This window comes from Candidatus Paceibacterota bacterium, from assembly GCA_036517255.1.
Lineage (GTDB): Bacteria > Patescibacteriota > Minisyncoccia > Phycocordibacterales > WO2-35-19 > DATDXE01.
Window position 1 is genome coordinate 34,545 of the sequence record DATDXE010000006.1, and the last position, 24,526, is coordinate 59,070.

26 protein-coding genes are annotated in these 24,526 nt (G+C 40.8%); 20 read left to right on the forward strand and 6 right to left on the reverse strand.

Annotated features, from left to right (window positions below):
• Nucleotides 1-79 precede the first annotated feature (79 nt).
• Complete coding sequence (locus tag VJH67_01410) at nt 80-1,075, reverse strand: hypothetical protein (protein HEY4515826.1); 996 nt, start codon at nt 1,073-1,075, stop codon at nt 80-82.
• A gap of 422 nt (nt 1,076-1,497) precedes the next feature.
• Between VJH67_01410 and VJH67_01415 the strand changes: the two genes are divergently transcribed.
• From VJH67_01415 to VJH67_01495, 17 genes are all read left to right on the forward strand, one after another.
• Nucleotides 1,498-1,836, forward strand: a complete 339-nt coding sequence (locus VJH67_01415) for a hypothetical protein (GenBank protein HEY4515827.1) — start codon at nt 1,498-1,500, stop codon at nt 1,834-1,836.
• Nucleotides 1,837-1,842: 6 nt separating this feature from the next.
• Complete coding sequence (locus VJH67_01420) at nt 1,843-3,690, forward strand: aldehyde dehydrogenase family protein (GenBank protein ID HEY4515828.1); 1,848 nt, start codon at nt 1,843-1,845, stop codon at nt 3,688-3,690.
• Nucleotides 3,691-3,703: 13 nt separating this feature from the next.
• Nucleotides 3,704-5,218 (forward strand): HAMP domain-containing sensor histidine kinase, encoded by a 1,515-nt coding sequence (locus VJH67_01425; protein ID HEY4515829.1) that lies wholly within the window; start codon nt 3,704-3,706, stop codon nt 5,216-5,218.
• A gap of 64 nt (nt 5,219-5,282) precedes the next feature.
• Nucleotides 5,283-7,001, forward strand: coding sequence for a helix-turn-helix domain-containing protein (locus VJH67_01430; GenBank protein HEY4515830.1), 1,719 nt, complete (start codon nt 5,283-5,285; stop codon nt 6,999-7,001).
• A gap of 57 nt (nt 7,002-7,058) precedes the next feature.
• On the forward strand, nt 7,059-7,325 hold the full coding sequence (locus tag VJH67_01435; GenBank protein ID HEY4515831.1) for a helix-turn-helix domain-containing protein: 267 nt from the start codon (nt 7,059-7,061) through the stop codon (nt 7,323-7,325).
• A gap of 261 nt (nt 7,326-7,586) precedes the next feature.
• Complete coding sequence (locus VJH67_01440) at nt 7,587-7,763, forward strand: hypothetical protein (GenBank protein HEY4515832.1); 177 nt, start codon at nt 7,587-7,589, stop codon at nt 7,761-7,763.
• 114 nt (nt 7,764-7,877) lie between these two features.
• Nucleotides 7,878-9,086, forward strand: a complete 1,209-nt coding sequence (locus VJH67_01445; GenBank protein HEY4515833.1) for a M20/M25/M40 family metallo-hydrolase — start codon at nt 7,878-7,880, stop codon at nt 9,084-9,086.
• Nucleotides 9,087-9,138: 52 nt separating this feature from the next.
• On the forward strand, nt 9,139-10,095 hold the full coding sequence (gene trpS, locus VJH67_01450) for a tryptophan--tRNA ligase (protein ID HEY4515834.1): 957 nt from the start codon (nt 9,139-9,141) through the stop codon (nt 10,093-10,095).
• 211 nt (nt 10,096-10,306) lie between these two features.
• On the forward strand, nt 10,307-11,614 hold the full coding sequence (gene aspS, locus VJH67_01455; GenBank protein ID HEY4515835.1) for an aspartate--tRNA(Asn) ligase: 1,308 nt from the start codon (nt 10,307-10,309) through the stop codon (nt 11,612-11,614).
• Between the two features lie 198 nt (nt 11,615-11,812).
• Nucleotides 11,813-12,538 carry a ScpA family protein gene (locus tag VJH67_01460; protein ID HEY4515836.1) on the forward strand — a complete coding sequence of 242 codons (726 nt, stop codon included), beginning with the start codon at nt 11,813-11,815 and terminating at the stop codon, nt 12,536-12,538.
• A 32-nt stretch (nt 12,539-12,570) separates the two neighbouring features.
• On the forward strand, nt 12,571-13,119 hold the full coding sequence (scpB, locus tag VJH67_01465) for an SMC-Scp complex subunit ScpB (GenBank protein HEY4515837.1): 549 nt from the start codon (nt 12,571-12,573) through the stop codon (nt 13,117-13,119).
• 16 nt (nt 13,120-13,135) lie between these two features.
• Entirely contained in the window at nt 13,136-14,092 is a 957-nt protein-coding gene (locus tag VJH67_01470; protein HEY4515838.1) for a hypothetical protein, read from the forward strand.
• A 4-nt stretch (nt 14,093-14,096) separates the two neighbouring features.
• Complete coding sequence (locus VJH67_01475; protein ID HEY4515839.1) at nt 14,097-15,179, forward strand: hypothetical protein; 1,083 nt, start codon at nt 14,097-14,099, stop codon at nt 15,177-15,179.
• Nucleotides 15,179-16,285, forward strand: a complete 1,107-nt coding sequence (gene ftsW / locus VJH67_01480) for a putative lipid II flippase FtsW (protein HEY4515840.1) — start codon at nt 15,179-15,181, stop codon at nt 16,283-16,285. Before VJH67_01475 ends, ftsW begins: the two co-directional genes overlap by 1 nt.
• A 24-nt stretch (nt 16,286-16,309) precedes the next feature.
• Nucleotides 16,310-17,455 carry a UDP-N-acetylglucosamine--N-acetylmuramyl-(pentapeptide) pyrophosphoryl-undecaprenol N-acetylglucosamine transferase gene (locus VJH67_01485; protein ID HEY4515841.1) on the forward strand — a complete coding sequence of 382 codons (1,146 nt, stop codon included), beginning with the start codon at nt 16,310-16,312 and terminating at the stop codon, nt 17,453-17,455.
• Complete coding sequence (locus VJH67_01490) at nt 17,452-18,219, forward strand: hypothetical protein (GenBank protein HEY4515842.1); 768 nt, start codon at nt 17,452-17,454, stop codon at nt 18,217-18,219. The genes VJH67_01485 and VJH67_01490 overlap by 4 nt, the downstream gene beginning before the upstream one ends.
• Before the next feature lie 32 nt (nt 18,220-18,251).
• Nucleotides 18,252-18,437 carry a hypothetical protein gene (locus tag VJH67_01495; protein ID HEY4515843.1) on the forward strand — a complete coding sequence of 62 codons (186 nt, stop codon included), beginning with the start codon at nt 18,252-18,254 and terminating at the stop codon, nt 18,435-18,437.
• 38 nt (nt 18,438-18,475) lie between these two features.
• Here VJH67_01495 and VJH67_01500 read toward each other — a convergent pair whose 3' ends face one another.
• Nucleotides 18,476-19,198 carry an SDR family oxidoreductase gene (locus tag VJH67_01500; GenBank protein ID HEY4515844.1) on the reverse strand — a complete coding sequence of 241 codons (723 nt, stop codon included), beginning with the start codon at nt 19,196-19,198 and terminating at the stop codon, nt 18,476-18,478.
• A complete protein-coding gene (locus VJH67_01505) occupies nt 19,195-19,644 on the reverse strand; it encodes a GatB/YqeY domain-containing protein (protein HEY4515845.1) in 450 nt (149 codons plus the stop codon). Before VJH67_01505 ends, VJH67_01500 begins: the two co-directional genes overlap by 4 nt.
• Nucleotides 19,645-19,832: 188 nt before the next feature.
• On the opposite strand from VJH67_01505, the gene VJH67_01510 reads away from it, so the two are divergent.
• The 3 genes from VJH67_01510 to rplU all read left to right on the forward strand — a co-directional run bounded on the left by VJH67_01510 (nt 19,833) and on the right by rplU (nt 21,879).
• Complete coding sequence (locus VJH67_01510) at nt 19,833-20,102, forward strand: hypothetical protein (protein HEY4515846.1); 270 nt, start codon at nt 19,833-19,835, stop codon at nt 20,100-20,102.
• Between the two features lie 60 nt (nt 20,103-20,162).
• A complete protein-coding gene (locus VJH67_01515) occupies nt 20,163-21,206 on the forward strand; it encodes a DNA recombination protein RmuC (protein ID HEY4515847.1) in 1,044 nt (347 codons plus the stop codon).
• Nucleotides 21,207-21,516: 310 nt separating this feature from the next.
• On the forward strand, nt 21,517-21,879 hold the full coding sequence (gene rplU / locus VJH67_01520) for a 50S ribosomal protein L21 (protein ID HEY4515848.1): 363 nt from the start codon (nt 21,517-21,519) through the stop codon (nt 21,877-21,879).
• Nucleotides 21,880-21,886: 7 nt separating this feature from the next.
• Here rplU and VJH67_01525 read toward each other — a convergent pair whose 3' ends face one another.
• The 3 genes from VJH67_01525 to dnaB are packed head-to-tail and all read right to left on the reverse strand — an operon-like array spanning nt 21,887 to nt 24,500.
• Nucleotides 21,887-22,420, reverse strand: coding sequence for a vitamin K epoxide reductase family protein (locus VJH67_01525; protein HEY4515849.1), 534 nt, complete (start codon nt 22,418-22,420; stop codon nt 21,887-21,889).
• The gene (locus VJH67_01530; protein HEY4515850.1) at nt 22,421-23,035 is read right to left on the reverse strand and encodes a toprim domain-containing protein; all 615 of its coding nucleotides are present in this window, start codon (nt 23,033-23,035) and stop codon (nt 22,421-22,423) included.
• Between the two features lie 19 nt (nt 23,036-23,054).
• Nucleotides 23,055-24,500: a replicative DNA helicase gene (dnaB, locus tag VJH67_01535; protein HEY4515851.1), complete on the reverse strand. Its 1,446-nt coding sequence runs from the start codon at nt 24,498-24,500 to the stop codon at nt 23,055-23,057.
• Between the last annotated feature and the right edge of the window lie 26 nt (nt 24,501-24,526).

A 24,526-nucleotide genomic window follows, 5' to 3' on the forward strand; every position in this document is an offset into this window, starting at 1 on the left:
AAGTAAAAAAATGATCCGCGCTAGCCGGTGAGGGCAGGCGCGGATCTAAGGTGCGGGGGTAACCATTATTGCGAGTCGGCTACCTTTTGCGGCGGTCCAGATGGACCGATTTTTGATCGTCGGAGTCTATTCTAATCACCATCCCAGCTGGTGGCGGAGGTGGTGGGGGAGGCATGGGAGGCTCATACGCCGGTATTTGAGCCTTCCAAATCGTTCCGTCTCCGTAACGAAAAACAAAGGTTTCGGTACCGGCGATATTTACAGTGTACCTGTTGGCCAACTCACTGATGTTGGCCGTCACTCCGTCCGGGTACTTACCCCCGGGGAGCAAAGTGTACACTTTCTCATTCTCGCAAATGAGAAAAAGTGGAGCAGGGATACTATTTCCCCCTGTCGCTTCCCTGACGCTAGTCGGGAAGCAGGGTTCGCCGTACCTTGTCGGCCCGACGATCTTGCCGTTCGTCATGTTTGACGGAACGGGATCGAAGCAACTCGACACCGTACAATACATGGTGCGAACCTGGTTGCTGATTGTGTGGAAAATATCCACACCTCCCAACATGTTCGACTTTATCCAGATGGGATTGTTGAAATTCCCACTGGGCAAAGTTCGACTTAGGATGACCGTTCTCTCTATCCCCTTGATTCTTACTACGATCCTCTCGCTCGCTGGATTTACAGCGACAATGAGGGTGTTGCCGTCGGTCCACGACCCGATGCCAGCTGAAATCTCAGTCAAGTTCTCTGCTGAGAGATCGTACACCTGGATCCACCGAGGACTTGCCGTCCCGGTTTGCCGGTGGAACAAGCCTTGGGCAACTGGTTCGCCGTTGCGACTCAGTGCCATCACTGCGTATACCTCCGTCGAGCTTGATTTCTGATTTGAAACCGAAATAGGTGCGTAAAGGAGAGTCGGGATGGCCGACATCTCGCTACCGTTAATGAGCCGGATCGGAATGTTTGAGCCCTTGCTCACCAACATCTCGATCTTGCCATCCCAGCCGCATTTCCATGCGGAGGTGGGGTTCGCCGACCCCTCGGTTGATGAGAGGAAGTAAAACCCGTCGTCGTACATTTGCGGTTCTCGGAGGAAGTCACTCCGCGGCACTGGTGAATCCAGTGCCCTGAAATCGCAGATGGTTTTTACGCCCACGATCTCATCGAAGATTGCCACCTTCGAGTAAAGGGTCTCTCCCTCGTTAATCGTGAACACGATTCCCTCAGGAGTCGTGCCCAGCACAGTTACGAGGGAATCGAGAGGAAGCACTGTCCCCTGTACCCTCTGGAGTTGAATTTCCGTCTGCGCGCTCACGTGAGTCGCACAGAAAAAAATGATCACGAAAACGAAAAGTGTCGCAGATTTGTACATAAAACCTCTATGCCCACTATACCATAACTTTACGTATACTACAACCTGTGGATATAGTGTGGATACTAGAAATTAAGTTGGAAGAGAGGGGTGTATTATATTTGTTAAAGTAGTAAAATAATATTGCAATGGATAAAGTAAACGTCTGGTTCTATATCTTAGGTTCTGTGCTTCTTGCTGTGTTGGCAAATTATCTAAGTACTGTTTGGGCCGCCAAAGATAATAAATTTTCTTTTTGGCTTCTTGCTGTTGTTGCGGTTTCGCCACTTGTATTCATTACCTTTGGGCTTGTCACCACAAAGTTTGGTCTAGCAATTACCTCAGGTACGATTGACTCTTTACTCACAATAATCACAGTGCTTGTGGGCCTATTTATTTTTCAGGAGTGGGGTCAAGTATCTTTATACCAGTATTTTGGTATGTCTTTCGCTATCCTAGGAATCATTTTGATGCAATTTCATAAATAATTTTAAATGTTGAAACAGAAATCTTGGTTTACGAAACTTTTTGCAGTATTAAGCGCAACAAAAGGACCATACACTCCTCTCGATTTTTCTGAAATCAATAAACGGGCTCAAGAGTTTGCTGATCTTATCGAGGATCGGCGTGATAAACTCATTGATATTTTGCTTGCGTATGAAAGCTATGAGGTTGTTCATGATGAAATCAACCGAACTCTAGATTTACTCAGAAACATAGAAGAAAACAAGAAATTCTTTTTTTTACGTATAGGCGAAGTAACATCCTTTTTACCTAGGAATCAACCCCTCTATGCATTCAGTTGTTTTGTTGTGATCCCGTCACTAATGGCAAGTGCTGTATATTTTCGTATCCCTCATAGTATGCGCCACTTCTTTTCTCAAATGCTGGAGCTCTTTAACATTAAAACCTTGTTTCCAAATATTATTATTTCTCCAAAAGAAAGATTAGAATTTTTAAAAGAAAGATCAGCATTAAAAATAAACCCAAAAAGTAAAGAAAGTCACCCTGTCACTGACGTAGTAATATTTACAGGAATACCCGCTCATGCAGATCAGTTGCGCAACGTATTTGATAAAAGAACCTTATTCATATCGAATGGCTCAGGACATAATCCGGTGATCGTAAGTAAGGATGCAGATCTATCTTCTGCGGTAAAAGCAGTGATCACACTTCAATTTTATAACCAAGGACAAGATTGTGCTGCACCGAATGCTATTTTAGTACACAAGGATATTTTTCGAGATTTTATCGAATTACTACGGATCCATATTCGGGAGATCAAAATCGGTGATTATAGAGATAAATCTTGTCGTGTAGGTCCGATTAGCGATCCCAAAGACCTTGTGAGAATTCAAGATTTTTTGGTTGAACATCGTTTGTGGCTCGATCCATCAACAGCCGGAATTATTCGGACACAAAACTCTATCGTGGAACCAACGATTATATCTAAACCATTAATCGAAGGAGGAAATTTTAAAGAGATATTTGCACCACTAGTATTTGTTCAAGAATATACAGATGATCAAGAATTAAAATTATATTTTGAAAATCCACATTATGCACAAAATGCAATGTATCTAACTCTATATGGAACAAGTGACTATGCTTTAAGTATTGTGGGCAAACCAATAAAAAACAAAACACTTCATAGTCAAGCAACATTTATTCATAATACTCATCTACATGCACCAGGCGTAGAAAGAGGTACTCAACCTTACGGTGGGTATGGCCACGGTGCCTCAAGTTTAAGTATCGATGGTAAGGTGGTCGCTATGCCGACACTTCCTCAACGTGACATTTATAATTATGTTGCTAAACCAATTTTAAAAAGTAAGACTTTACTGAAATATAAAATGGATGTAGATGAATTTACTAGTACACAGCACAAAGATGTAGAAAAATTATTAAGAGTTAAAGCTACTAAGCCAGAAAATATAGACGGGTTACATAAGTACGGTGACGTAGTATATGCAGATGTGAATTCAGTAATAACAAAGAATGCAAGATTTGTAAAGATTAAAGCAGAGAATTTACACTATCTTCTAAAAGAACGCAATGATGAACGTATAGCTACCCTTGAGTCTGATGAAATCGAACTACTCCATAAATTGAAGAAATTGTTGAACAAAAAACAGGATATTGGCGCAGAAGAATTTGAAACTACTTTGTATGAAATACCCAAATTAATTGATTTGACGAAAGCTCAAAATATACTCCGGCAACAATATTTTTTCCAAAACATCTACCAATTATTATTTGGTACAAATTTTGGTCCACGTCTTGCCCCATTTTTAAAAGAACTAGGAAAGGATGATATAGACAAGTTTCTCAATATATAAGACAATAAATATTGTGATTTCTCATAGAAAGATAAAAAATCCAGTCCTAAGCGGTTTTATAGTTCTGTCCGTATCTATTGTTATAGTGATTTTTGCTTCCAGAGTACTTTATACACAAACAGTCGAGTTGCTCACTAATAATTTAAGACAACGCATTTTAACCATATCTATAACAGCAGCGGCAAATATTGATTCGAATGACTTAGCGGCTCTTCAAACAGAAACGGATTGGCAAAAACCTGAATGGGCTCGTGTAACTACTAGACTCAATAAAGTAAAATACAGCAATGAGGATATTGTTTTCATGTATATTTTTAGAAAGAAAGCTAATGATCCAAATGCAATGCAATTCGTAGCTGATGCTGATTCTATTGACCCTTACGCCAATGATAGTGCCGACTCCACACGCTTTGTTGATGTAAATCGGGATGGACTTATAGAGCCAGATGGTCCAGACAAGCTTCAGTGGCCTGGACAAGATTATCCCGAAGCAGTTGATATTTCCGAAGCTTTCGAAGCTTACGATAGTCCACTGACAAGCCGAGAACTCTACACTGATGCTTACGGAACTGTACTTACAGGCTATGCTCCGATTAAAGATGATTCTGGTAATACTGTGGCCGTACTGGCTACAGATATTAAAGCCGATGACTTTTTTACGATTACACGTCAGACACTTCAACCCTTTCTTATTTTTATCGTATTTCTTACCGCTGTCATCTTTATTCTCGAGATTATTATCATCTACTCTTGGAAGAAGTACGCAGGTTCTCTAGAAGAACTCAATACTCAAATTGAAGTGGCGAATGAAAAGTTGAAGGAGTTGGATCAACTGAAGTCGGAGTTTTTGTCGCTGGCTACACATCAAATCAGGAGTCCACTTACTGCTATTAAAGGTTATGCTTCACTTATGCTGGAGGGCGATTATGGTGCGCTTTCTCCGCGTGTGAAGGAGCCGGTGGATGTAATCATGAAGTCAACTGAAAATCTCATTACTATTGTCGGAGAGTTTCTCGATATATCACGCATTGAGCAGGGTAGGATGATATACAACAAAGAAAAGTTTGATATGTGCGCGCTAGTAAAAGAAACAGCAAAAAATATTCTCCCAAATATCGAGAAGGCTGGTATCAAACTTATAGATAAAATAAAACCTGGTAGTACTTGTATAGCCTATGGTGATAAAAATAAAATACAACAGATTATCGGAAACCTGCTCGACAATTCCATAAAGTACACACCTAAGGATGAGAAAGATGCATTTATAGAAATTTCGATCGATGAGGTGGATGACAAAGTCAGAGTGTGCGTACGAGATGGAGGTATAGGTATTGATCCTGCCGAGGTCGGAAAATTGTTTAATAAATTCGTCCGTACCAAAGATGCTCACAAAACCAATGTCACCGGCACTGGCCTCGGGCTTTATATAGCAAAGAAAATGATGGAGGCTCAAGGAGGCACCATTTCTGTTTCTTCCCAGGGCCAAGGTAAAGGCTCTACATTCTACATCGAACTTCCCAAATCCTGATTTTGTTCCCTCTCCTTCATAAGGAAAGAGTGCGGGGTGAGATCTATTTTGTTATCGTATCTTTATGACTCAAGAAGAGACTCTAAACATTTTAAAAACAGGGGCCAATGTTTTTCTTACTGGTGAACCAGGAAGCGGTAAAACGCACACCATAAATGAGTATGTCACCTACTTGCGAGAACATGATGTAGAGCCGGCTACCACAGCTTCGACTGGAATTGCAGCCACTCATGTTGGTGGTTACACCATACACTCATGGTCGGGCATCGGTATAAAAAAATATTTAAACGAGTATGAATATGATGCGATCGCAGGCAAAGAATATGTGGCTAAAAAAATCGACAGGGCTAAGGTACTTATTATCGACGAAATCTCCATGCTTGACGCTCCGACTTTGGAGGCGGCTGATCAAGTCTGTAGGCTGGTAAAACGCAGTAGTAAGCCCTTTGGGGGCCTACAGGTGGTACTCGTGGGTGATTTTTTCCAATTACCTCCGGTAAATAGGGATTCTGAGAGGGGTAGCGGCAACGTAAACTTTGCATTCAACTCAAAAACATGGCAAGAACTAAACCCAATTATTTGTTACTTGACCGAACAGCATAGGCAGGATGATGTTGATTTTCTTTCAGTACTTTCTGCTATACGCAAGAATTCTATTCTACAGGAGCACATAGAAATTTTAAGTAATCGACTTGGCCTACATGAGGAGGTGCAATACGAAATTCCAAAACTTTTTTCTCACAATGCCGATGTCGACAGAATAAATCAAAAGCACCTTGATATGATCGACAGGGAAGATTCGAAAACATTCGAAATGTCTTCCCAAGGAAAAGATTCTTTAGTAGAAGCTTTGAAAAGAGGCTGCCTTTCTCCTGAAAAACTAGAATTGAAGGTGGGAGCCGTGGTTATGTTTACCAAAAATAATCCTGCTTCAGGCTTTGTAAATGGTACTTTGGGCGAAATAATCGATTTTGATATGGACTCTGGTTTTCCTATAGTTAAATTGAAAGATGGCGAGAGGATAGAGGTTTTCCCGATGGAGTGGGCAGTCGAAGAAGGGGGCAAAATAAAAGCAAAAATCATCCAAGTGCCTCTTCGTTTGGCCTGGGCCATCACTATCCATAAAAGCCAAGGTATGTCCCTAGATGCCGCTCTCATTGATCTTTCGGGCATCTTTGAATACGGCCAAGGCTACGTAGCCCTTTCTAGAGTTAAGAAGCTTTCAGGACTCTACCTTTTGGGAGAAGAAATTGAGATGGGCCAAAAAGCTTTTCAGGTGCACCCTGAAATTTTGAGGAAGGATGTGGAATTAAAATCTCTTTCGGAAGAAGCAGGGAAAGTTTTTGGAAATATCTCTGAGTCAGAGTTATTGAAAATGCAATCGAACTTTGTCCTGGCTTGCGGCGGAAGCCTCAAAGTTAACAAAGAAAACACTTCCAAAAAAAAGAAAAAACAAAAGGCAATAAATAATGGCCTCACTACGCTGGAGGAAACATTTAATTTGATAAAGGAGGATAAAAGGGCAGAGGAGGTGGCTTCCATCCGAGGACTCACCAGACAAACCATAATTTCTCATATATGCCAACTTTTTGAAAAAGGAAATATAGAAAATGATCTTCTTTATCGGGAACTTTCTCCCGAAGCCACCGAATCCTTCGACCTTATCACCTCCACTCTTCGCGATCTCGGCTCCGACAAACTCACTCCCGTCTTCCACAAGCTCTCTGGTCGCTATTCCTTCGATGACCTAAAAATAATAAGAACCCTCTCCTCTCTATACTAAACATCAATTCACATCTTACCCCTATTGAACTGTTCGTACGAAGAGTATAATAGAAAGATGGATGAGATTCAATTAGAAAAAGTATTAAAAGCACTTGCTAGTAAGAGGAGGCTTTTGATTATAAAAATTTTGAAAAAGAAGAAAAGGAGTTCAGTTGGAAAATTATCTTCAGATATCAAGCTTTCTTTTCGTACTACGTCTAAACATTTGAGCGTTCTCTATTCGGTGGGGATACTAGATAAAGAGCAGGTTGGATATGAAATGCATTATTATATTGCTAAAGATTTACCAAAAATTGTTTCCTTTGTCCTAAATTTACTCTAAGTCCTACATTATACTGTTCGTACGAACAGTTCCGTAGATTGAGATGTTCACATTAAAAAATTTGACAAAAATTTGGGTGGAGAGTATATTAGGGGCACACATGAATTTTTGTATCACAAAGCGTTATTGGCTAAATCACTTCAGAAAAAATAATCTGGGGAGTCGCTTTGTGCATTTGAATAATTCTTAACTACTTTAAATCATTCGAAGATACACAGGAACCCTCCAGAAATGAAGGGTTCCTGTTTTTAGGAGGCAGTCATGACACCAGAAACTGCTCCGGACGTTCGTCCGGATGGAGAAAGAATTCCCATCAATTCAATCAGCGTTGATGGGGTCGACGTGGAGCGTTCCGGTTCGGAGTGGCCCACAGTCTCAAAAGATTCGGGAACTGGAGAAGTTTTAATTTCTGGTCCCGATCATCATGGGCTCATATAGCCCAAGAAAGGAGGCTACTACCTTGAATCACGAATACAAGAAGTGGTAGTACCCATGGGCGCTGCGAAAGCGGCGCCCAAACTTACATTTGAAATTATTAGTTAATCAAATCAAATGACAAAAGAATTCAAGAAATTGTTGAAAGAATTTGTCGCCATACCAAGTGTGTCGACGGATCCAATCTACAAAGATTCAATAAAAAAGGCCTCAAAGTGGCTTGCTTCATATTGTTCAAAATCTGGAATGAAAGCCAAAATAATTACTGGTTATGATAACCCTATAATTATAGCCAAAACTCCATATAAGGTTGGTAAAGAAACTGTTCTTATATATGGCCACTATGATGTGCAACCAGCACAAAAAGAAGATGGATGGAAGACTGATCCTTTTATTCTAACGGAAAAACAAGGAAGGTTGTATGGTAGAGGCGCTACAGATAATAAAGGGCAAATACTTACTCACCTGTATTCAATAGCTGGTCTGATAAAAGAAAATAGATTGAGTTACAATGTCACCTTCTTCATAGAAGGAAATGAGGAAACTGGATCTCCTAATCTCTCAAAATTTATACGGAAATATAAAAAAGAACTTGAGTGTGATTGTGTCATGATTTCTGATGGTGCTTTGGCGCCAGAGAATTTACCTGCTCTTGAATGTAGTTTTAGAGGAGTTGCCAATATGGAGGTAATTTTGGAAACGGCTCTTGATGACGTTCATTCAGGTCTTTTTGGTGGAGTCACTCCCAATGCAGCCGAAGAGTTAGCTAAAATTGTTGGTAGCTTAACTGATCTTGTAGGAAAAAAGAATGGGTTCAAAGTCAAAACAACAAGATACGATAAACGGGTAGGTCTTGATAGAACTGTGGAAGTAACTGGCTTTTCTTCAGGTTACACTGGTACTGGATTTAGAAATAGTATTCCATGTAAAGCTGTTGCAAAGCTGAATCTACGGTCCAAGCCTAACGAGGATCCAAATGATTTTGTGAAAGAAGTTAAAAAATACATTCTTAAGCAAACTCCAAGATATGCTCGGGTGCGGTTTAAGGTTGGAGAATCGGCTTCGGGTATAATGTTAAATCTTAGTGATAAATTTAATCAAAAAACCAGAAAAATCTTAGAATCTGTATACAAGCAAAAGGTGGTAAATGTAAACTGTGGCGCTATTCTGCCTATTGTTCGTGATTTTGACACTCTACTTAAAGTGCCTCAAGTGATGGTGCCTCTAGCTAACGAAGATTGCGGTATGCACTCTGCTTCTGAAAATATTTCAATCGAGGCACTCAAAAAAGGACTCGAATTTAGCCAGAAGTTTTTTAGTGTGTAGAAGATGACCATCTACACAGTGCAAAGAAGTAATTATTTGGTAATATAAATCTATGAAGACTATACTTTCAGGTATACAACCTAGTGGTAAGCCACATATTGGAAATTATTTTGGCATGATGAAGCAGATGATCGATATGCAAAAGGACGGTCTGGTTTATGCTGTCATCGTCGATTATCATGCTCTCAATTCTGTTCAAGATGCAGAAAAGATGCGAGAGTTTACTAAAGATGTAGTGATCGATTATCTTGCTCTTGGTTTTGATCCAAAAAAACATGTCTTGTTTAAACAATCTGATGTTTCTGCACATACAGAACTTGCTTGGATTTTTGATACCATAACCACTCTTCCTTATCTTAAGCGTGCTCATGCCTACAAAGATGCCATTGCTAAAGGTGGAGAAGATGAAATAAGTATAGGTAGATTCAGTTACCCGATGCTCATGGCGGCGGATATTTTACTTTACGATCCTGATTTGATTCCAGTAGGTAAAGACCAAAAACAGCATGTCGAATTTGCTCGAGATACTGCGGAAAAATTTAATAGAATTTTCTGTAAAGAAAGTAGCCCGCTATTCAAATTGCCTGAAGCTCATATTATAGAAAGTGTTGAAACTGTGCCTGGCACCGATGGTAGAAAAATGAGTAAGAGTTATGGAAATTATATTCCACTTTTCGCCGAGGATGATGAGGTCGAGGATAAAGTAATGTCTATTGTGACTGATTCAAATGCTGAATATCCTGAAAATGTATTCAAAATCCATCAACTTTTCAGAACTAATGAACAGCTTGATAAAATTTATACGGAAAATAAAGGTAAGTATAAAATTTTAAAAGAAATGCTAGCCGCTGACATCAAATCGTTTATCAAGCCTCTCCGCGAAAAACGCAAAGAAATAGCTTCCGACATTGATCGCGTAAAAAAAGTTCTTGAAGAAGGAAAACAGAAAGCCTCCGCTGTCGCGGAGGCCAAGATGGCTGAAGTGAAACGAGCGATCGGGGTCACTTAGGCTGGCCTTCTTTTTTGTACCAGAACAGTATCAAAAAAAAGAGAGACCAAAATGATGCCCACAAGGTGAAGAAGTTCCAGTAAACTACTGGCCCTATTACTTCGAGGGCTAAACTTTGACCGAACATAACCACGAGAATGCATATAAACAAGTGCAACATTTGAGGTCTCCCACAAATATGGTACTATCTTTTTTGAGTAATTCAACATCAATGCAAAGAACTTATATAAAAGATTTGGGAAGTAAGATAGGAAGTGAGACACTGATTTGTGGCTGGGTTTCAGTGCGTCGCGATCAGGGTAAAATGGTATTTTTTGATATTAGGGATGGTTCTGGTTCAGTGCAATGCATCGTTTTGCCTGATAGCCAGGCTATTTTGGTTGCAAAAGAAATTAGTACTGAAAGCGCTGTCTCTATAGAAGGTATCGTCAACAAAAGGCCTGAAAAGAATATTCAGGCAGAAAAAGCTAATGGTGATTTAGAGTTGCAGATTGTGAAAATAGAAGTTTTAAACATGGCTCAAACATTACCATTTGAACTTGAAAGTGAGCTTAACTTGGACACCCTTCTGGATCATAGACCTCTTACGTTACGTAATGAACGCAGCCGAAATATTTTCCGGCTTCAAGCTACTATTGCCGAAGCTTATCGAAACTCATTACAGAAACAAGGATTCGTGGAATTCCAAGCTCCAGCCATAGTGGGGGGCGATGCTGAAGGGGGAGCCGCAGCGTTTAAGGTCAATTATTATTACGATCAAACTGCCTACCTCGCTACCAGTCCTCAGTTCTACAAAGAGATTATGGTCAACGCTTTTGAAAGATCGTTTACTTTTGCAAAAATATTTAGGGCAGAAAAGCATGCTACTCCAAGGCATTTGAGCGAACTAACTCAGATGGACTTCGAAATGGGTTTTATCAAAGATCATCGCGATGTGATGAAAATTTTACATGACGTTATCGTTGATGTTGTGAAAGAGGTGGCAGAAAGACATGCCGATATCTTAAAATATTTCAGTGCGGAAATACCACAAGCCCCAGAAGAATTTCCTACTTTCACCTTGGCTGAAGCACAAGAAATAATTTCGAAAGAATTTAATCGGACGATAGAAGATACAAGTGATATGTCTCCAGAAGATGAGAGGCAGATTTGTGAGTGGGCTAAAAAGAAATACGGTTCAGACTTTGTATTTATTACTGATTATCCAGTAGAAAAAAGAGCATTTTATACTTATCAAAACAGAAGCTTCGACTTGATTTTTAGAGGTTTAGAAATAAATAGTGGTAGCCAGCGTATTCACGATTACAATGAAATGATAGAAAAGATGAAATCCAGAGGACTCGATCCAGAAAAATTTTCTTACTACTTGCAGGCTCATAAATATGGCTTCCCGCCACACGGAGGTTCTTCCACTGGCCTCGAAAGAATCACGATGAAAATGCTTAACTTAGAAAATATCAGAGAAGCTACAGCTTTCCCTCGCGATATGAATCGGATTGATACTAGACTTTCAGAATAAATTCTATACAAGCTAAAGGGCGGTGAGGGGACGAATCCCCGACACCGCCCAACCCTCCGCCACCCCGCTGGGGGGTGACACCGTCGAAACTGCGAATTGATGTAAGTTCTCTTCTTCAACCTGAGCCTCTGCTCTCTACCGGGAGCAGTTTCCTAGATCATTATAGCATAGTTAGCAAAAAGCTTGTAAAATAAAACTGTGGAGACTGAATTTAAGATAAAATCGGGTGAATTTGAAGGGCCTCTTGAGCTACTCTTAGACCTTATAGAAAAAAGGAAATTTCATATAAATGACTTATCTTTATCGCAAGTTGCCGATGAGTTTATAGAGCATACAAAATCATATGAAAATTTTCCTCTTGCTGATTCAGCTGATTTTATACTGATTGCCTCGACCCTTCTTCTCATTAAATCAAAATCACTCTTACCCACCCTTGAACTGACCCAAGAGGAGAAGGGTAATATCGAAGATTTGGAGAGAAGGCTTGTGCTAAATAAAAGATTTAAAGAATTATCTATTCACATAAGTAAACTTTTTGGAGAGGAGCCACTTTATTTTGCGAATGAAAGTAGGTTAATTTATAAAGTTTTTCATCCGACTCAAGAAGTTACATCAAATAACCTGCTACTTTCGATTCGTAGTGTGCTTTCAAATATCCCGAAAGTAGAATTTATCCCGAAAGTGATAGTGCAGAAAATAATCAGCCTGGAAGAGACCATAGCTAGCCTTACTGACAGGATACAAAAAAGCATCAGAATGAGTTTTAAAAGCTTCGCTGGCAAGGAAGATAAAGTGACAATGATCGTAAGCTTCCTCGCTATGCTTGAACTTGTAAAACAAGGGGTAGTCCGGGTCAATCAACAAGCCCACTTCGCTGACATCGAAATCGAGTCGGAATCCATCGGGGTTCCTACATACCATTAGGAAATTTACGATTTTTAATTTAGAATTCTGAAATGGAAATAGAGGCAAAAATTGAGGCAGTGTTGTTTAAGAAGAATGGGCCTGTGGAGATACGGGAGCTTTGCAGTATTTTGGATGTTAAAGAAAATGAGGTAATAGATGGGCTTCATAAGTTGAAAGAGAATTTGGAAGGCAGAGGCGTTACTCTCCTTGAAAATTCGACAGAATATTCCCTGGTAACTTCAAAACAAGCCTCTCCTATAATAGAGAAGATGGTCAAGGATGAGATAGGTAAGGACTTAGGTAAAGCTGGGCTGGAAACTCTTTCCATAGTTTTATACAAAGGGCCAATTGCTCGAAAGGAAATCGATTATATAAGAGGAGTCAATTCTACCTTTATCCTGCGTTCACTCATGGTTCGTGGATTAGTCGAACGTACGGAAAGTAGGGAAGGCTCTAGAGGGCCTCTTTATAAAACCACAAGCGAGCTTCTTTCTTTCCTGGGATTAAGTAAAATAGATGATCTGCCTGAATATGATCAAGTAAAAAAAGAAATAGACGAAGTTTCTAAAAAAGAAAACTCAATAAACACGGAAGAATAAAACATAGAAAATAAACATGAAAGATAAAATACTGGATATAAACTGGAGGACTAATATTTTTGAAAGGGCTCTTATTCTTGCGTGCCTTATATCGATAGCTCTCTATTCCATGCTTTTGATAGGTTTCCGATCTTTAAGTATTCCACACAAAAATTCTGAGAAAGTATCTATCGATTATTTTCATGGTGTGGAAATAGAAGCAAGAAGTGCTTTTGTGTGGGACGTGCTCGCAGGTAGATCTCTTTTTGAAAAAAATGCTAACGAGGCATTACCTTTAGCATCACTGACAAAAGTGATGACAGCTGTTACTCTCGCTCAAAATTCATTAGATGATAAAAAAATTACCATAGAGCTTGAGGACCTTTCTCCGGAAGGCGACTCTTTGCTCAAAGTTTCAAGTTCTTGGAATATCAGAAGCCTTATCGACTACGTTCTCCTCGTATCATCAAACGATGGGGCGCACGCTTTGGCTGCGTCCATGGGAGCGATTGGAAATTTACGAACGGTAGACAATAGAGAAATCACGAGGAGGAATTTTATTGGTAGTATGAATAGGCTCTCTCAAGAACTCGGCTTATCCAGCATGACTTTCAAAAACGAACACGGTTTGGATATAGGAGAAAATGAAAGCGGGGCATATGGCTCAGCCCGCGACGTAGCGCTACTATTTGAATACGCAATAAAAAAATACCCACATGTGCTCGAGGCTACTCGTTATCCTTTACTTTCTATTCGCGATTTGAGTAATGATTTTTACAATGCTGAAAATACGAATGAAATAATAAATTCTGTTCCTTCGCCCATCGCCTCGAAGACTGGATATACAAAATTGGCTGGAGGAAACTTGGTGATGGCTTACGACGCTGGGTTGGGGCACCCTATCGTCATCTCCGTTCTCGGCTCTACCCAAGAAGGCCGTTTTAGTGATATGCTGAAATTAATAGAAGCCAGTCAGAAGTATTTGATTCAATAAAGCCATGATAATAGATATAGTCAAAATTTTTCTACCAGCAGTCTCTGCTTTCGTGGTAGGCATCTTGATCACTCCACCTCTCACCGATTTTCTCTATAAACATAAAATGTGGAAGAAGAGGAGTGTTCAGAAAACTATCGATGGGAGAGAAGCGACCATATCAGCCTCACTACATAAAGATGAAGAGAAAAAGACTCCTCGTATGGGTGGCATAGTGGTGTGGGGTTCGACCCTTATTACGGTCATGGTTATTTGGTTGCTGGCTCGATTTGTGGCTACAGAAACTTTTATAAATCTAGACTTCCTTTCTCGTAGTCAAACTTGGGTACCTCTTATCGCCCTTATTTTTGGTGCTCTTGTCGGCCTTATTGATGATTATTTAGTAACTCGAGAGGTTCCCGCTGGAAGTTATATAGGAGGGGGGCTTTCTCTGACTAAAAGACTTTCTGTGGTAGGGCTCATCGCTTTACTTTGTGCATCGTGGTTTTATTTCAAACTTGATGTCAGTACTCTTGGAATGCCTGAAATATTTCCACCTATTTATTTAGGTGCCTTTTTCATTCCATTTTTTATATTAGTTATAATGGCCATTTACGCTGGGGGAGTGATCGATGGCATTGATGGTCTTTCTGGGGGGGTATTTGCCGCCATGTTTTCTGCTTATGCTGGCATCGCTTTCTACCAACAACAATACGATCTTGCTGCCTTCTGTGCCACGGTTTTAGGAGGGATTTTGGCTTTTCTTTGGTTCAATATCCCTCCTGCTAGATATTATATGTCGGACACTGGTATGATGGGACTTACCATTACTCTCGGTATTGTGGCTTTTATGACTGATTCTCTTGGCGATGGTTACGGAGTCATAGTATTGCCTATTATCGCTCTGCCTCTTGTAGTCACTGTGGCTTCGGACATCATTCAAATTCTTTCTAAAAAATTAAGGAACGGTAAAAAAGTTTTTCTAGTGGCTCCTATCCACCACCATTTCGAAGCCATCGGCTGGCCTTCCTATAAAGTAGTCATGCGCTACTGGGTCTTCTCTGTCATCTGTGCCATTTTGGGTGTTACTATTGCTATAATAGGTTAATGAATTTTTGTGCCGGTAAAGTAGACAAATCTTTTTTAGGGATTACCGCACTTTTGGTAGTGCTTGGTTTTTTTATATTTAGTTCAGCCAGTTTGGGAGTGCTTGCCAGTAACCAAATAAAATTTTCGAGTGTCGCTTTCAATCAAACCTTTTTCGGAATATTCCTGGGTTCGATCGCTTGTCTCATATTTTCAAAAATCGATTATAAGTTATACAGAAAAAATGCTTTTATCCTTTTCGCTCTTTCTATCGTTCTTACTCTCCTTGTATTTGTGCCTAGCATTGGCCTTTCCCATGGTGGGGCTACTCGTTGGATCGATCTCGGCTTTATATCCTTCCAACCTTCAGAACTTTTGAAAATAGGTTTCGTTATTTACCTTGCAGCTTTCATTTCTAAAGCTAAAGATAGGATCAAAACTCTAAATGGTGGGCTCCTACCATTTTTTGCGATACTGGCTGTTGCAGGAGCGGTACTCCTTGCTCAACCAGACACTGATACTTATGCAGTGATGATATTTGCTGGTCTCGCTATGTTTATCGTGGGTGGAGGCAAATGGTCGCATATTATAGCGGTCGGCCTCATAGGTGTCCTCGGTATAGCGACAGTAGCCTACATGAGGCCTTATGTGAAAGAAAGGATCATGACGTTTATTGATCCGGGAGCCAACTCACTTACAAGCGGCTATCAAATTCAACAATCACTCATCGCTGTAGGCTCGGGAGGAGTGGTCGGGAAAGGATTTGGTAAGAGTATTCAAAAATTTTCATATCTACCCGAACCTATCGGTGATTCTATTTTTGCTGTGGCAGCGGAAGAGTTTGGCTTTATCGGAGCTTCCATCATCATTATTATGTTCGTATTTTTCTGTTTCAAGGGGCTGAAAATAGCCGCAAGGGCTCCAGATGCTTTCGGTGGACTCTTGGCTGTCGGCATTGTTATACTTATCATGTCCCAGATGTTTGTAAATGTGGGTGGGATGATAGGACTCCTACCTCTCACCGGTATCCCGCTACCTTTTATAAGCCACGGGGGTACAGCCCTTTTTATCACCCTTGTAGAAGCTGGAATAATTATGAATATTTCAAGAAACAGCAAGAGGATATAAAAAAATGGCATTAAAAAAAATACAATGAAAATAATTTTTACAGGTGGGGGAACAGGTGGACATTTCTATCCGATCATAGCTATCGCTCAAGCAGTGCATAAAATTTCCAAAGAGAATAAGTTGCTAGAACCTGATATGTATTTTTTTGCTCCCAGCCCATACAATCCAGGCCTTTTGTATGACAACGATATTAATTACAGAAAAACTACTTCAGGTAAAATACGCCGGTACTTCTCCTTTCTTAATATAATCGATTTTTTCAAAATGGGATGGGGAGCCGTGTCTACTCTTTTTGATGTGTTTGATGTCTATCCCGATGTGGTTTTTGGCAAAGGCGGGTACGGCAGTTTTCCTACACTTTTGGCCGCTAGGATTTTACGTATACCTGTAGTTATACACGAGTCAGATAGCGTGCCCGGCAGAGTCAATAAATGGGCTGGAAAATTTGCCGCTAGAGTGGCCCTCTCTTGGCTAGAGGCGGCAAAATATTTTCCCGAAGCAGTAAAAAGGGGGCGAGTAGTACACACGGGTCAGCCAATAAGGGACGTTATCTTAGAACCAGCGACAAATGGAGCCCATAGGTTTTTTGAATTAGAAGAAAGTGTTCCGACTATCGTGATACGCGGTGGATCAAGTGGGGCTGAGATGATAAACAATGTGATCATGGATGCGCTACCTCAACTTGTAGAAAATTATCAAGTAATACATCAGACTGGGCAAAATAATTTTAAGGTAGTAAAAGAAACAGCCGATGCCATACTTTTAAATAATCGTCACAGAGAGAGGTATAAACCATTTGCTTATTTCAACCAACTGGAAGAACAAATGTCGGCTGGAGCGGCTACTCTCGTCATTTCTCGAGCTGGCTCTACTATTTTTGAAATCGCTGCTTGGGGCAAACCTTCGATCATCATACCTATTACTGATTCAAACGGTGATCATCAATTAAACAACGCGCTCTCCTATGCAGGAAGTGGAGCGGCAAGTGTGATAGAAGAAGCCAATCTCACTTCTCACGTATTTTTTGGTGAGATCAAAAGAATCATAGACGATCAAGTCTTGAGAAGTAAAATGGCAGAAAAGGCTAAAGCTTTTTTCAAACCTGAGGCAGATAGAGCTGTGGCCAAAGAACTACTCGCGATTGCTCTTTCTCATGAGGAATTGGGATGATTTTTAATATTTATAAACAACGAGGGGAAACCCCTCTGGAAGCTCTCCAAAAGCTCAAGGCGGCCAAGCCAGAACTAAAGGGGGAGAAGATGACATATTTAGGCAGACTCGACCCTATGGCAGAGGGGGTACTCCTTATTGCTACAGGCCTGGATACAGAACAAAAAAGGAAGGAAGAATTTTTGAGCTTAGACAAAGAGTACGACTTCACCGTACTTTTTGGTTTTTCCAGTGATACTTATGACATATTGGGGGAGATTAAAGAAATTTTGCCAGTCATAGATTTAAGTGAGAGTGAAATAATAAAAGTAATACAGATTTATGTGGGCGAGAGAGATCAAAAATATCCTCCCTTTTCGTCGAAGACGGTGGGGGGACGAGCTCTGCACGAATGGGCACGGATCGCTGAGCTAGATAAAATAGTAATTCCTTCTCGAAAAATTACTATTCACAAAATTAATTTCAAAGGTTTACAAAAATTGTTACCGAAAGAACTTTTAGGCCGCCTCCTCATGGATATTTCAAAAGTAAAAGGGGATTTTCGTCAGCATGTAGCCCTAGTGTTGTGGAAAAAGTTTTTAGAAAATTATCATGGTTCTTTGTACATGGGAAGTTTCAGTGCCCATGTATCTTCTGGTACTTATATTCGCAGTATCGTAAACGACCTCGGCAACACTCTAGGCTGTGGTGCCTGTGCTCTTAGTATCACGAGGACTCGCGTAGGGGATTATAAAATTGAGGAAAGCCTATCTCTCAATGAATAAATATGAGATAGTATAAGTGGAAGGAATGCACTATGTTAAACAGGATTCGAAAGTTTCTATCTTTTCTTTCAGGAGAAGTTAATCCTGAAAAGAAAAGGAAGGAGCTTGAGCAGTGGGAAGTAGATCGGAAAGAGTCCTTTCTCGCTGAATGGAATCGGAGTCAGGAACCAGAAGCCGAGACCACCTACGAAAGATATACGAGGAGGAAGCATGAATAAGACCACGGCTCGGGACAGTTTTCATACTGCCCGAGCCGTTAGAGTTTAAGTTTGCTGTCGAGAAGCACTTCGGCCGGTACTCTTTTCCGACCGATTAGACTTGCGATGAGATCCGCGATTAATTCGGGCTGTACGGCCTTTCGTTTTTTCACTTCCGTGTTCAGCAGATCAGCTGCTTCCGGAGTGTTAACGATCGCTGGTTGGATGTCGATTACCGTCACCCCCATTTCTCGAAGTTCGTGCCTGAGTGCGAGGATAAACTGCCTGGCTGCGGCTTTCATCGCAGCATAGCTCAAGTTGCCAAGAAGCCAAGGTCTTATCGCCGCGTGAGATGAAATGTTAGCGATTAGCCCGAAGCCTTGGCGCCGGAAAAATTCCTGGGCCATAAACCCAACGACATAGGAAGGCAGGAATATCGAACGGAAAAGCTTCTCCGCTGATTCTAGAGCCTCTTCGACAGAATTACGGAGCGACAACCGCTCCCATGTGCCTGCAGATATCACTACACAGTGAACTTCTTTGAATCTATCCTGCGCTAATTGAAATAAGCGCCTAACATCAGAGATTTGTGTAGCATCGGCTTGCACAACAAGAACTCTATCGGAACTAAGTTCGCCCTCGAGTAGTTTCAGCTTATCCATACCACGTGCTGCGAGCACCACGTTTGCCCCGAGCTGGTGAAAAACTCGGGACAAAACCCTGCCGATGCCACCTGTAGCACCGACTACAATTACAGTTTTGCCTTCGAGTCTTTTTTTCATGAAAGGACTTCCTCCACTATTCGTTTTACCACATTTCCATCAGCCTGTCCCGCTGTTTCTTTCATTACCGCTCCCATCAGTTGTCCTGCTTTAGATTTATCGGTTATCCCTAATTTCTCCATTTTTTCTATCACGATTTTCCTGACAGCATCTTCTCCCATTTGAGCGGGGAGGTATTCTTCCAGTATCTTCATTTCGGCTCTCTCATTTTCAGCCAAATCATTCCTACCTCCTTTTTCAAATTGTTCTATCGAATCTTTCCTTTGTTTGACTAATCGGCGAAGTACAACTATCGCTTCGTCATCGGAAAGCTTGTCTTGCGGTGTCCGTTTTAGAGCCACTGACTCGTTTGTAAAAGCGGCTAAGACTCCGCGTAAGGTAGTAAGCCTTAGTGTATCTCTTGCTCGCATAGCATCTTTTATTTGTTCTTGTATTTTTTCTTGCATTACAGAATTCTATCAATTATTTTCTATCCCCACAATTCTTTGATTTTTATCTCGATCGGTCTTAATGTACAAAAACAGGAGGTCTTTCTTCAGTGCTCAAGCTATTACCCGACACTACGTCCGTCGTTCTTCGCGCAGGTAGCGCAAACATAAGCTTGGGTCTTCACCCATTGCTTCGAATCCACAGCATGCATTTTGATCAAGAAAAACGGTTGGGTCACGCTGGCGCGATACTTCTGGTGCACCACCTGAACACTGGTGCCGCGACTAATCCTCTGATCTGGCAACAGGATCTACCGGTAGTGGTTCTCGATCCGGTGAAGAAGGGTGAGGCTATTAGCTTTCCCGTTATCTATCGGAGGAAGAGCAAGTTCCTTTGGAGATATCGCTGGAAAATCGAAATGGTTCCTCTGGAAAAAGGGATTCGTAGCGACTACCTGATCGCATTTGTTACCTGACGGGGCGAGCGCAAGCTCGTCCCGCCAAGACTTCTGTCCCAAAATTTGTATAATGTGTACATGGAAATTAGTTTAATAATTTTATTAGGCATTGGGGTAGTTATACTTGGATTTTTATTACTTCGACGAAAAGGTGCTAGCAACAGTGATGGAGCGATGAAGCTTCTCTTGGAGCAAATGAACGAGCTTTCCCGCACGGTTGATAGGAAAATGGGGGAGACGACAAAGCAGATGAATGACTCCATGCGTTCCCAGTTTTCTGAATCAGCTAAAATCATCCGTGATGTTACGGAAGGATTGACTAAATTGGATGAAACTAATAAGCAGGTCATTTCTTTTACTGACCAACTTCAGAGCTTGCAAGATATATTAAAAAACCCCAAACAAAGAGGAATATTAGGCGAATATTACCTCGAAACTTTGCTCAAAAATGTCCTTCCGCCTGGTAGTTTTGAGATGCAGTATCCTTTTCCAGACGGCACTATTGTGGATGCGGCTGTCTTCGTCAAAGACAAGATAATTCCGGTTGACTCTAAATTTTCTCTTGAAAATTATAATCGCTTGGTAGAAGAAAAGAATGAATCAGAAAAAGAAAGATTGGAAAAAGTTTTTGTAAACGATTTGAAAAACAGAATTCAAGAGACTTCCAAATACATTCAACCCAGCCAAGGTACCATGGACTTCGCTTTCATGTTTATTCCCCACGAAGCTATCTACTACGATCTTTTAATTAATAAAATAGGTTCTTTAAAAGAGGAGAATAACGAAAATCTGATTCAGAGAGCTGCTTCAAAATACAAAGTTATAATAGTTTCACCAACCAGCTTTTTAGCCTATCTCCAAACTGTATTACAAGGCTTAAATGCCATGAAAATTGAGGAAAAGGCACAGGATATTATCGCAAATGTCTTAAAACTCCAGCAACACTTGAAAACTTATGAGGAATACCATACGAAACTGGGTTCGGCCTTAGGCACCGTTGTAAACCACTACAATTTCTCCAACAAAGAGTTCAAGAAGGTAGATAAAGATATGATGCGGCTTACTGGAGAATCTCTCACTTCCGATCTCACCATGTTGGACAAGCCTGATTTCGAGGAGTAGTCTTAACTATAGAGGTGACTAAAATATGGCCAAACGCCAAAGTTTTTTATACAGGATACGGAAGCTGGGTCTGGTGAGAACTTTCTTTTCATATTGGAAGGACTTCTACCGGAACTGGCAGGATTACCCGAGCGACCCTTGATTCATTGGGGGTCGCTCAAGACGTTTGCATAAAATTGAGAAATAGGTTAAAGTGTTACCCATTATGGCCACCGCGACAGCAGAAAAAAAGGCAATAAAAAAACCTGCAAAAAAGGTTCCATTAGCTGATACTCCAAAAGAAGTAGCTGAAGCCAAACCCACTAAATCTTTGAGAGATAGTGATCGTTTTGCGATTATTGAAACAGGAGGTAAACAGTATAGAGTGAGTGAAGGGGATTTGATCAAGATTGAGAAAATAAAAGGGGAAGTAAATAAAAACGATAGGGATTTATATAAAGTAGGGGATACTGTAGTTTTTGAAAAAGTCCTACTAAAAAGCCAAGGTGTAGAAAGTGATAACCTAAACATAGGAGCTCCTTTTATAACGGGCGCCACTGTTACAGCTTCTATAATTAAAATTGCTCGTCACCCTAAAATTACAGTTATCAAATACAAACAAAAATCACGTTATTTTAAGAAAAACGGTCACAAGCAGCCTTATTTTGAAGTGAAGATAGAGAAAATAGGATAACCCCACCCTAGAAGAAATATTCCCTGAATTTGACGAGGATGATAAGAATAATAAGCAAATACCATCCTGCCAAAAAGGCGGGCTTGTTTTTTGATACTAAAGAATTTGGATAGAAATTAGAAATAGTAAAAATAAAGATTGGCCATATAGCTGCCCAGGTGATCATGCAGTAAAGACAGAGGTTGCCGATAACGAAGATACTTTGAATGATCAGCCAGTGAATGAAAATTGTGGCGAGAGTCATGCCGATAGTAAATATTTTCCAGAATCTTCTGTCAGGTATCGCTCCGAAAAGCGAAAGTAAACCAATTGTGATGATGGCCGAGAAACCAGCGATACCCATAATCGGATTAGGGAAACCAAAAACTTTTGATTGAGAACTAGTATTTATGGAAGTGCAGCTGACAAAGGGTGATAAGTTGCAGGGCAAATCTATGCCTGGATCCTGCGCAAGCTTCACTGTATCCCACATAAGTTGGGAGGAAGCTAAGAGCCCGACTACACCGAAAACGATTAATATGTAGGCAAAAGATTTTTGCATTTAGTTTCTATTCTTAAGAGCATTTTTAAGAGTTTCAGGATCAGTATACTCGAGTTCAGTACCAGTGGAAAGGCCTTTACCCAAATGAGAGATTTTTATTTTATTTTCGGCACTCAATTTTTCTAATGATTTTATAACAAATTCAGCAGTATTTTCTCCCTCCGGATTTGCATTTACCCCTAATATAACTTCTTTAATTAAATCTTTACTTTTTTCCATCTTTTCTTCCAGTTCTTGTACTCTGATTCTTTTTTCTGGTTCTTTTTCCAGAATCGGTACACTACCACCTAATACAAAATAAGTTCCATTGAATACCCCGTTCCGTTCTACCGATTCAAGGTCAATATCCCGCTGGACTAGCATTAAGATACTTCTGTCTCTATTGCCATCAGCACAAATATCACAAAGTTCGGCTTTGCCATGACGTTTCTCAAAAAACCTCCTGCAATCAAGGCACTGACTGACCTCGTTTTTGAGTGCCGAAATATAGCCAGCCAATTCACTCATAGTAGAAGGTGAGCGAGTAAGTAAGTAGTATACGAATCTCCTCGCTTGTCTCGGCCCTATTCCAGGGAAATGAGTGAATATTTCTGTGAGCTTCTGTATTGCGTTCATTCAGGATAATCAGATTAATTTAGAAATTTCGAAACTCTCCTTCTATTCCTCCAAATTCACCTTTATCAAGTGATTGGAAAGTAGCCTTCTTTTCATTGAAATAAAGTTCTACTTTACCGGTTTCGCCGTTGCGATGTTTCTCGATCAGGATTTCGGCGATGTTAGTTTTTTCCGCATCATCTTTCATTTTATCTTCTCTATGTATGAACATGACCACGTCAGCATCCTGTTCGATGGATCCCGAGTCGCGTAAGTGATGAAGTTTCGGTTTCTCACCCGACTGGGCGGCCGCACGCGAAAGCTGGGAGAGGGCGATGACAGGAATATCGAGATCACGAGCAAGGTTCTTTAGCGAGCGCGAAATTTCTGTCACTTGCTGTACCATATTGTCACTATTTCTTGTTTGAGTTGGCATCATGAGCTGTAAGTAATCGACTATGAGCATTCCTAAACCTTTTTCACTTTTAAGTCTCCTTGCTACAGCTCTCATTTTCAAAATATTATTTCCTGGCTGGTCGTCGATATAGATAGGTGCTTTGGAAAGTTCATCCATAGCATGCCTGATAGAGGTAAAGTCATCTTCTTTTAATAATTTTCCCGTGCGTAACATCCAAGAATTTACATTTGCTTGAGCGGCAAGCATACGATCGACGAGTTGCTGAGAGGACATTTCAAGAGAGAAAATGCCTACTGGTACTTGGTGTAGTACGGCGGCTTGGCGGGCAATATCAAGAGCCAGAGAGGTTTTACCCATTGAAGGACGAGCGGCAATAATAACAAGATCGGACTTTTGAAAGCCAGAAAGTTTGTTGTCGAGATCTTTAAAACCGGAAGGCACTCCACGCAAACCATCAGTCGAATTGTGCAATCGATCGAGTCTTTCCCAGGCTTCATCAAGCTCACCTTTTAGCTCTACGAATTTGTGAATACTGCCGACATCGGCTACTTCGAAGACGCGCTTCTGTGCTTGATCGAGAATTTCATCTATCTCTTGTTCTTCGTCGAAACCAAGATTAGAAATATGGTCAGCGGCAGAAATAAGATTGCGAGCCAGACTCTTTTTCTGAATAATAGCGGCATAGTATTGAGCGTTTGCGGCGCTAGGAACTGAATTTACTAAGTCTGCCAGATAAGAGTTACCACCGATTTCTTCAAGTTCACTTTTTTCTGCTAGCCTCGAAGCTACAGTGAGCATGTCGGTAGGAGAGCGTTTGGTAAAAAGGTCGAGCATCGAAGCATATATAATGCGATGCTTGGTTGAATAAAATGATTCCGGTTTTAAAACTTCCATCACCTCATACATCGCGTCAGGGCGAAGCATAATAGAACCAAGGAGAGCTCTCTCGGCTTCAAGATTGTGAGGTGGTATACGCAAACCACTTCCCAAAATAACACTGTTGCCAGCCTTCACTCCCGATTTCACTCCATCCTTATATTTATTTTTCTTAAACTCGCTCTGATCCATGAGCCCATTTTATCATAGTCGCAAAT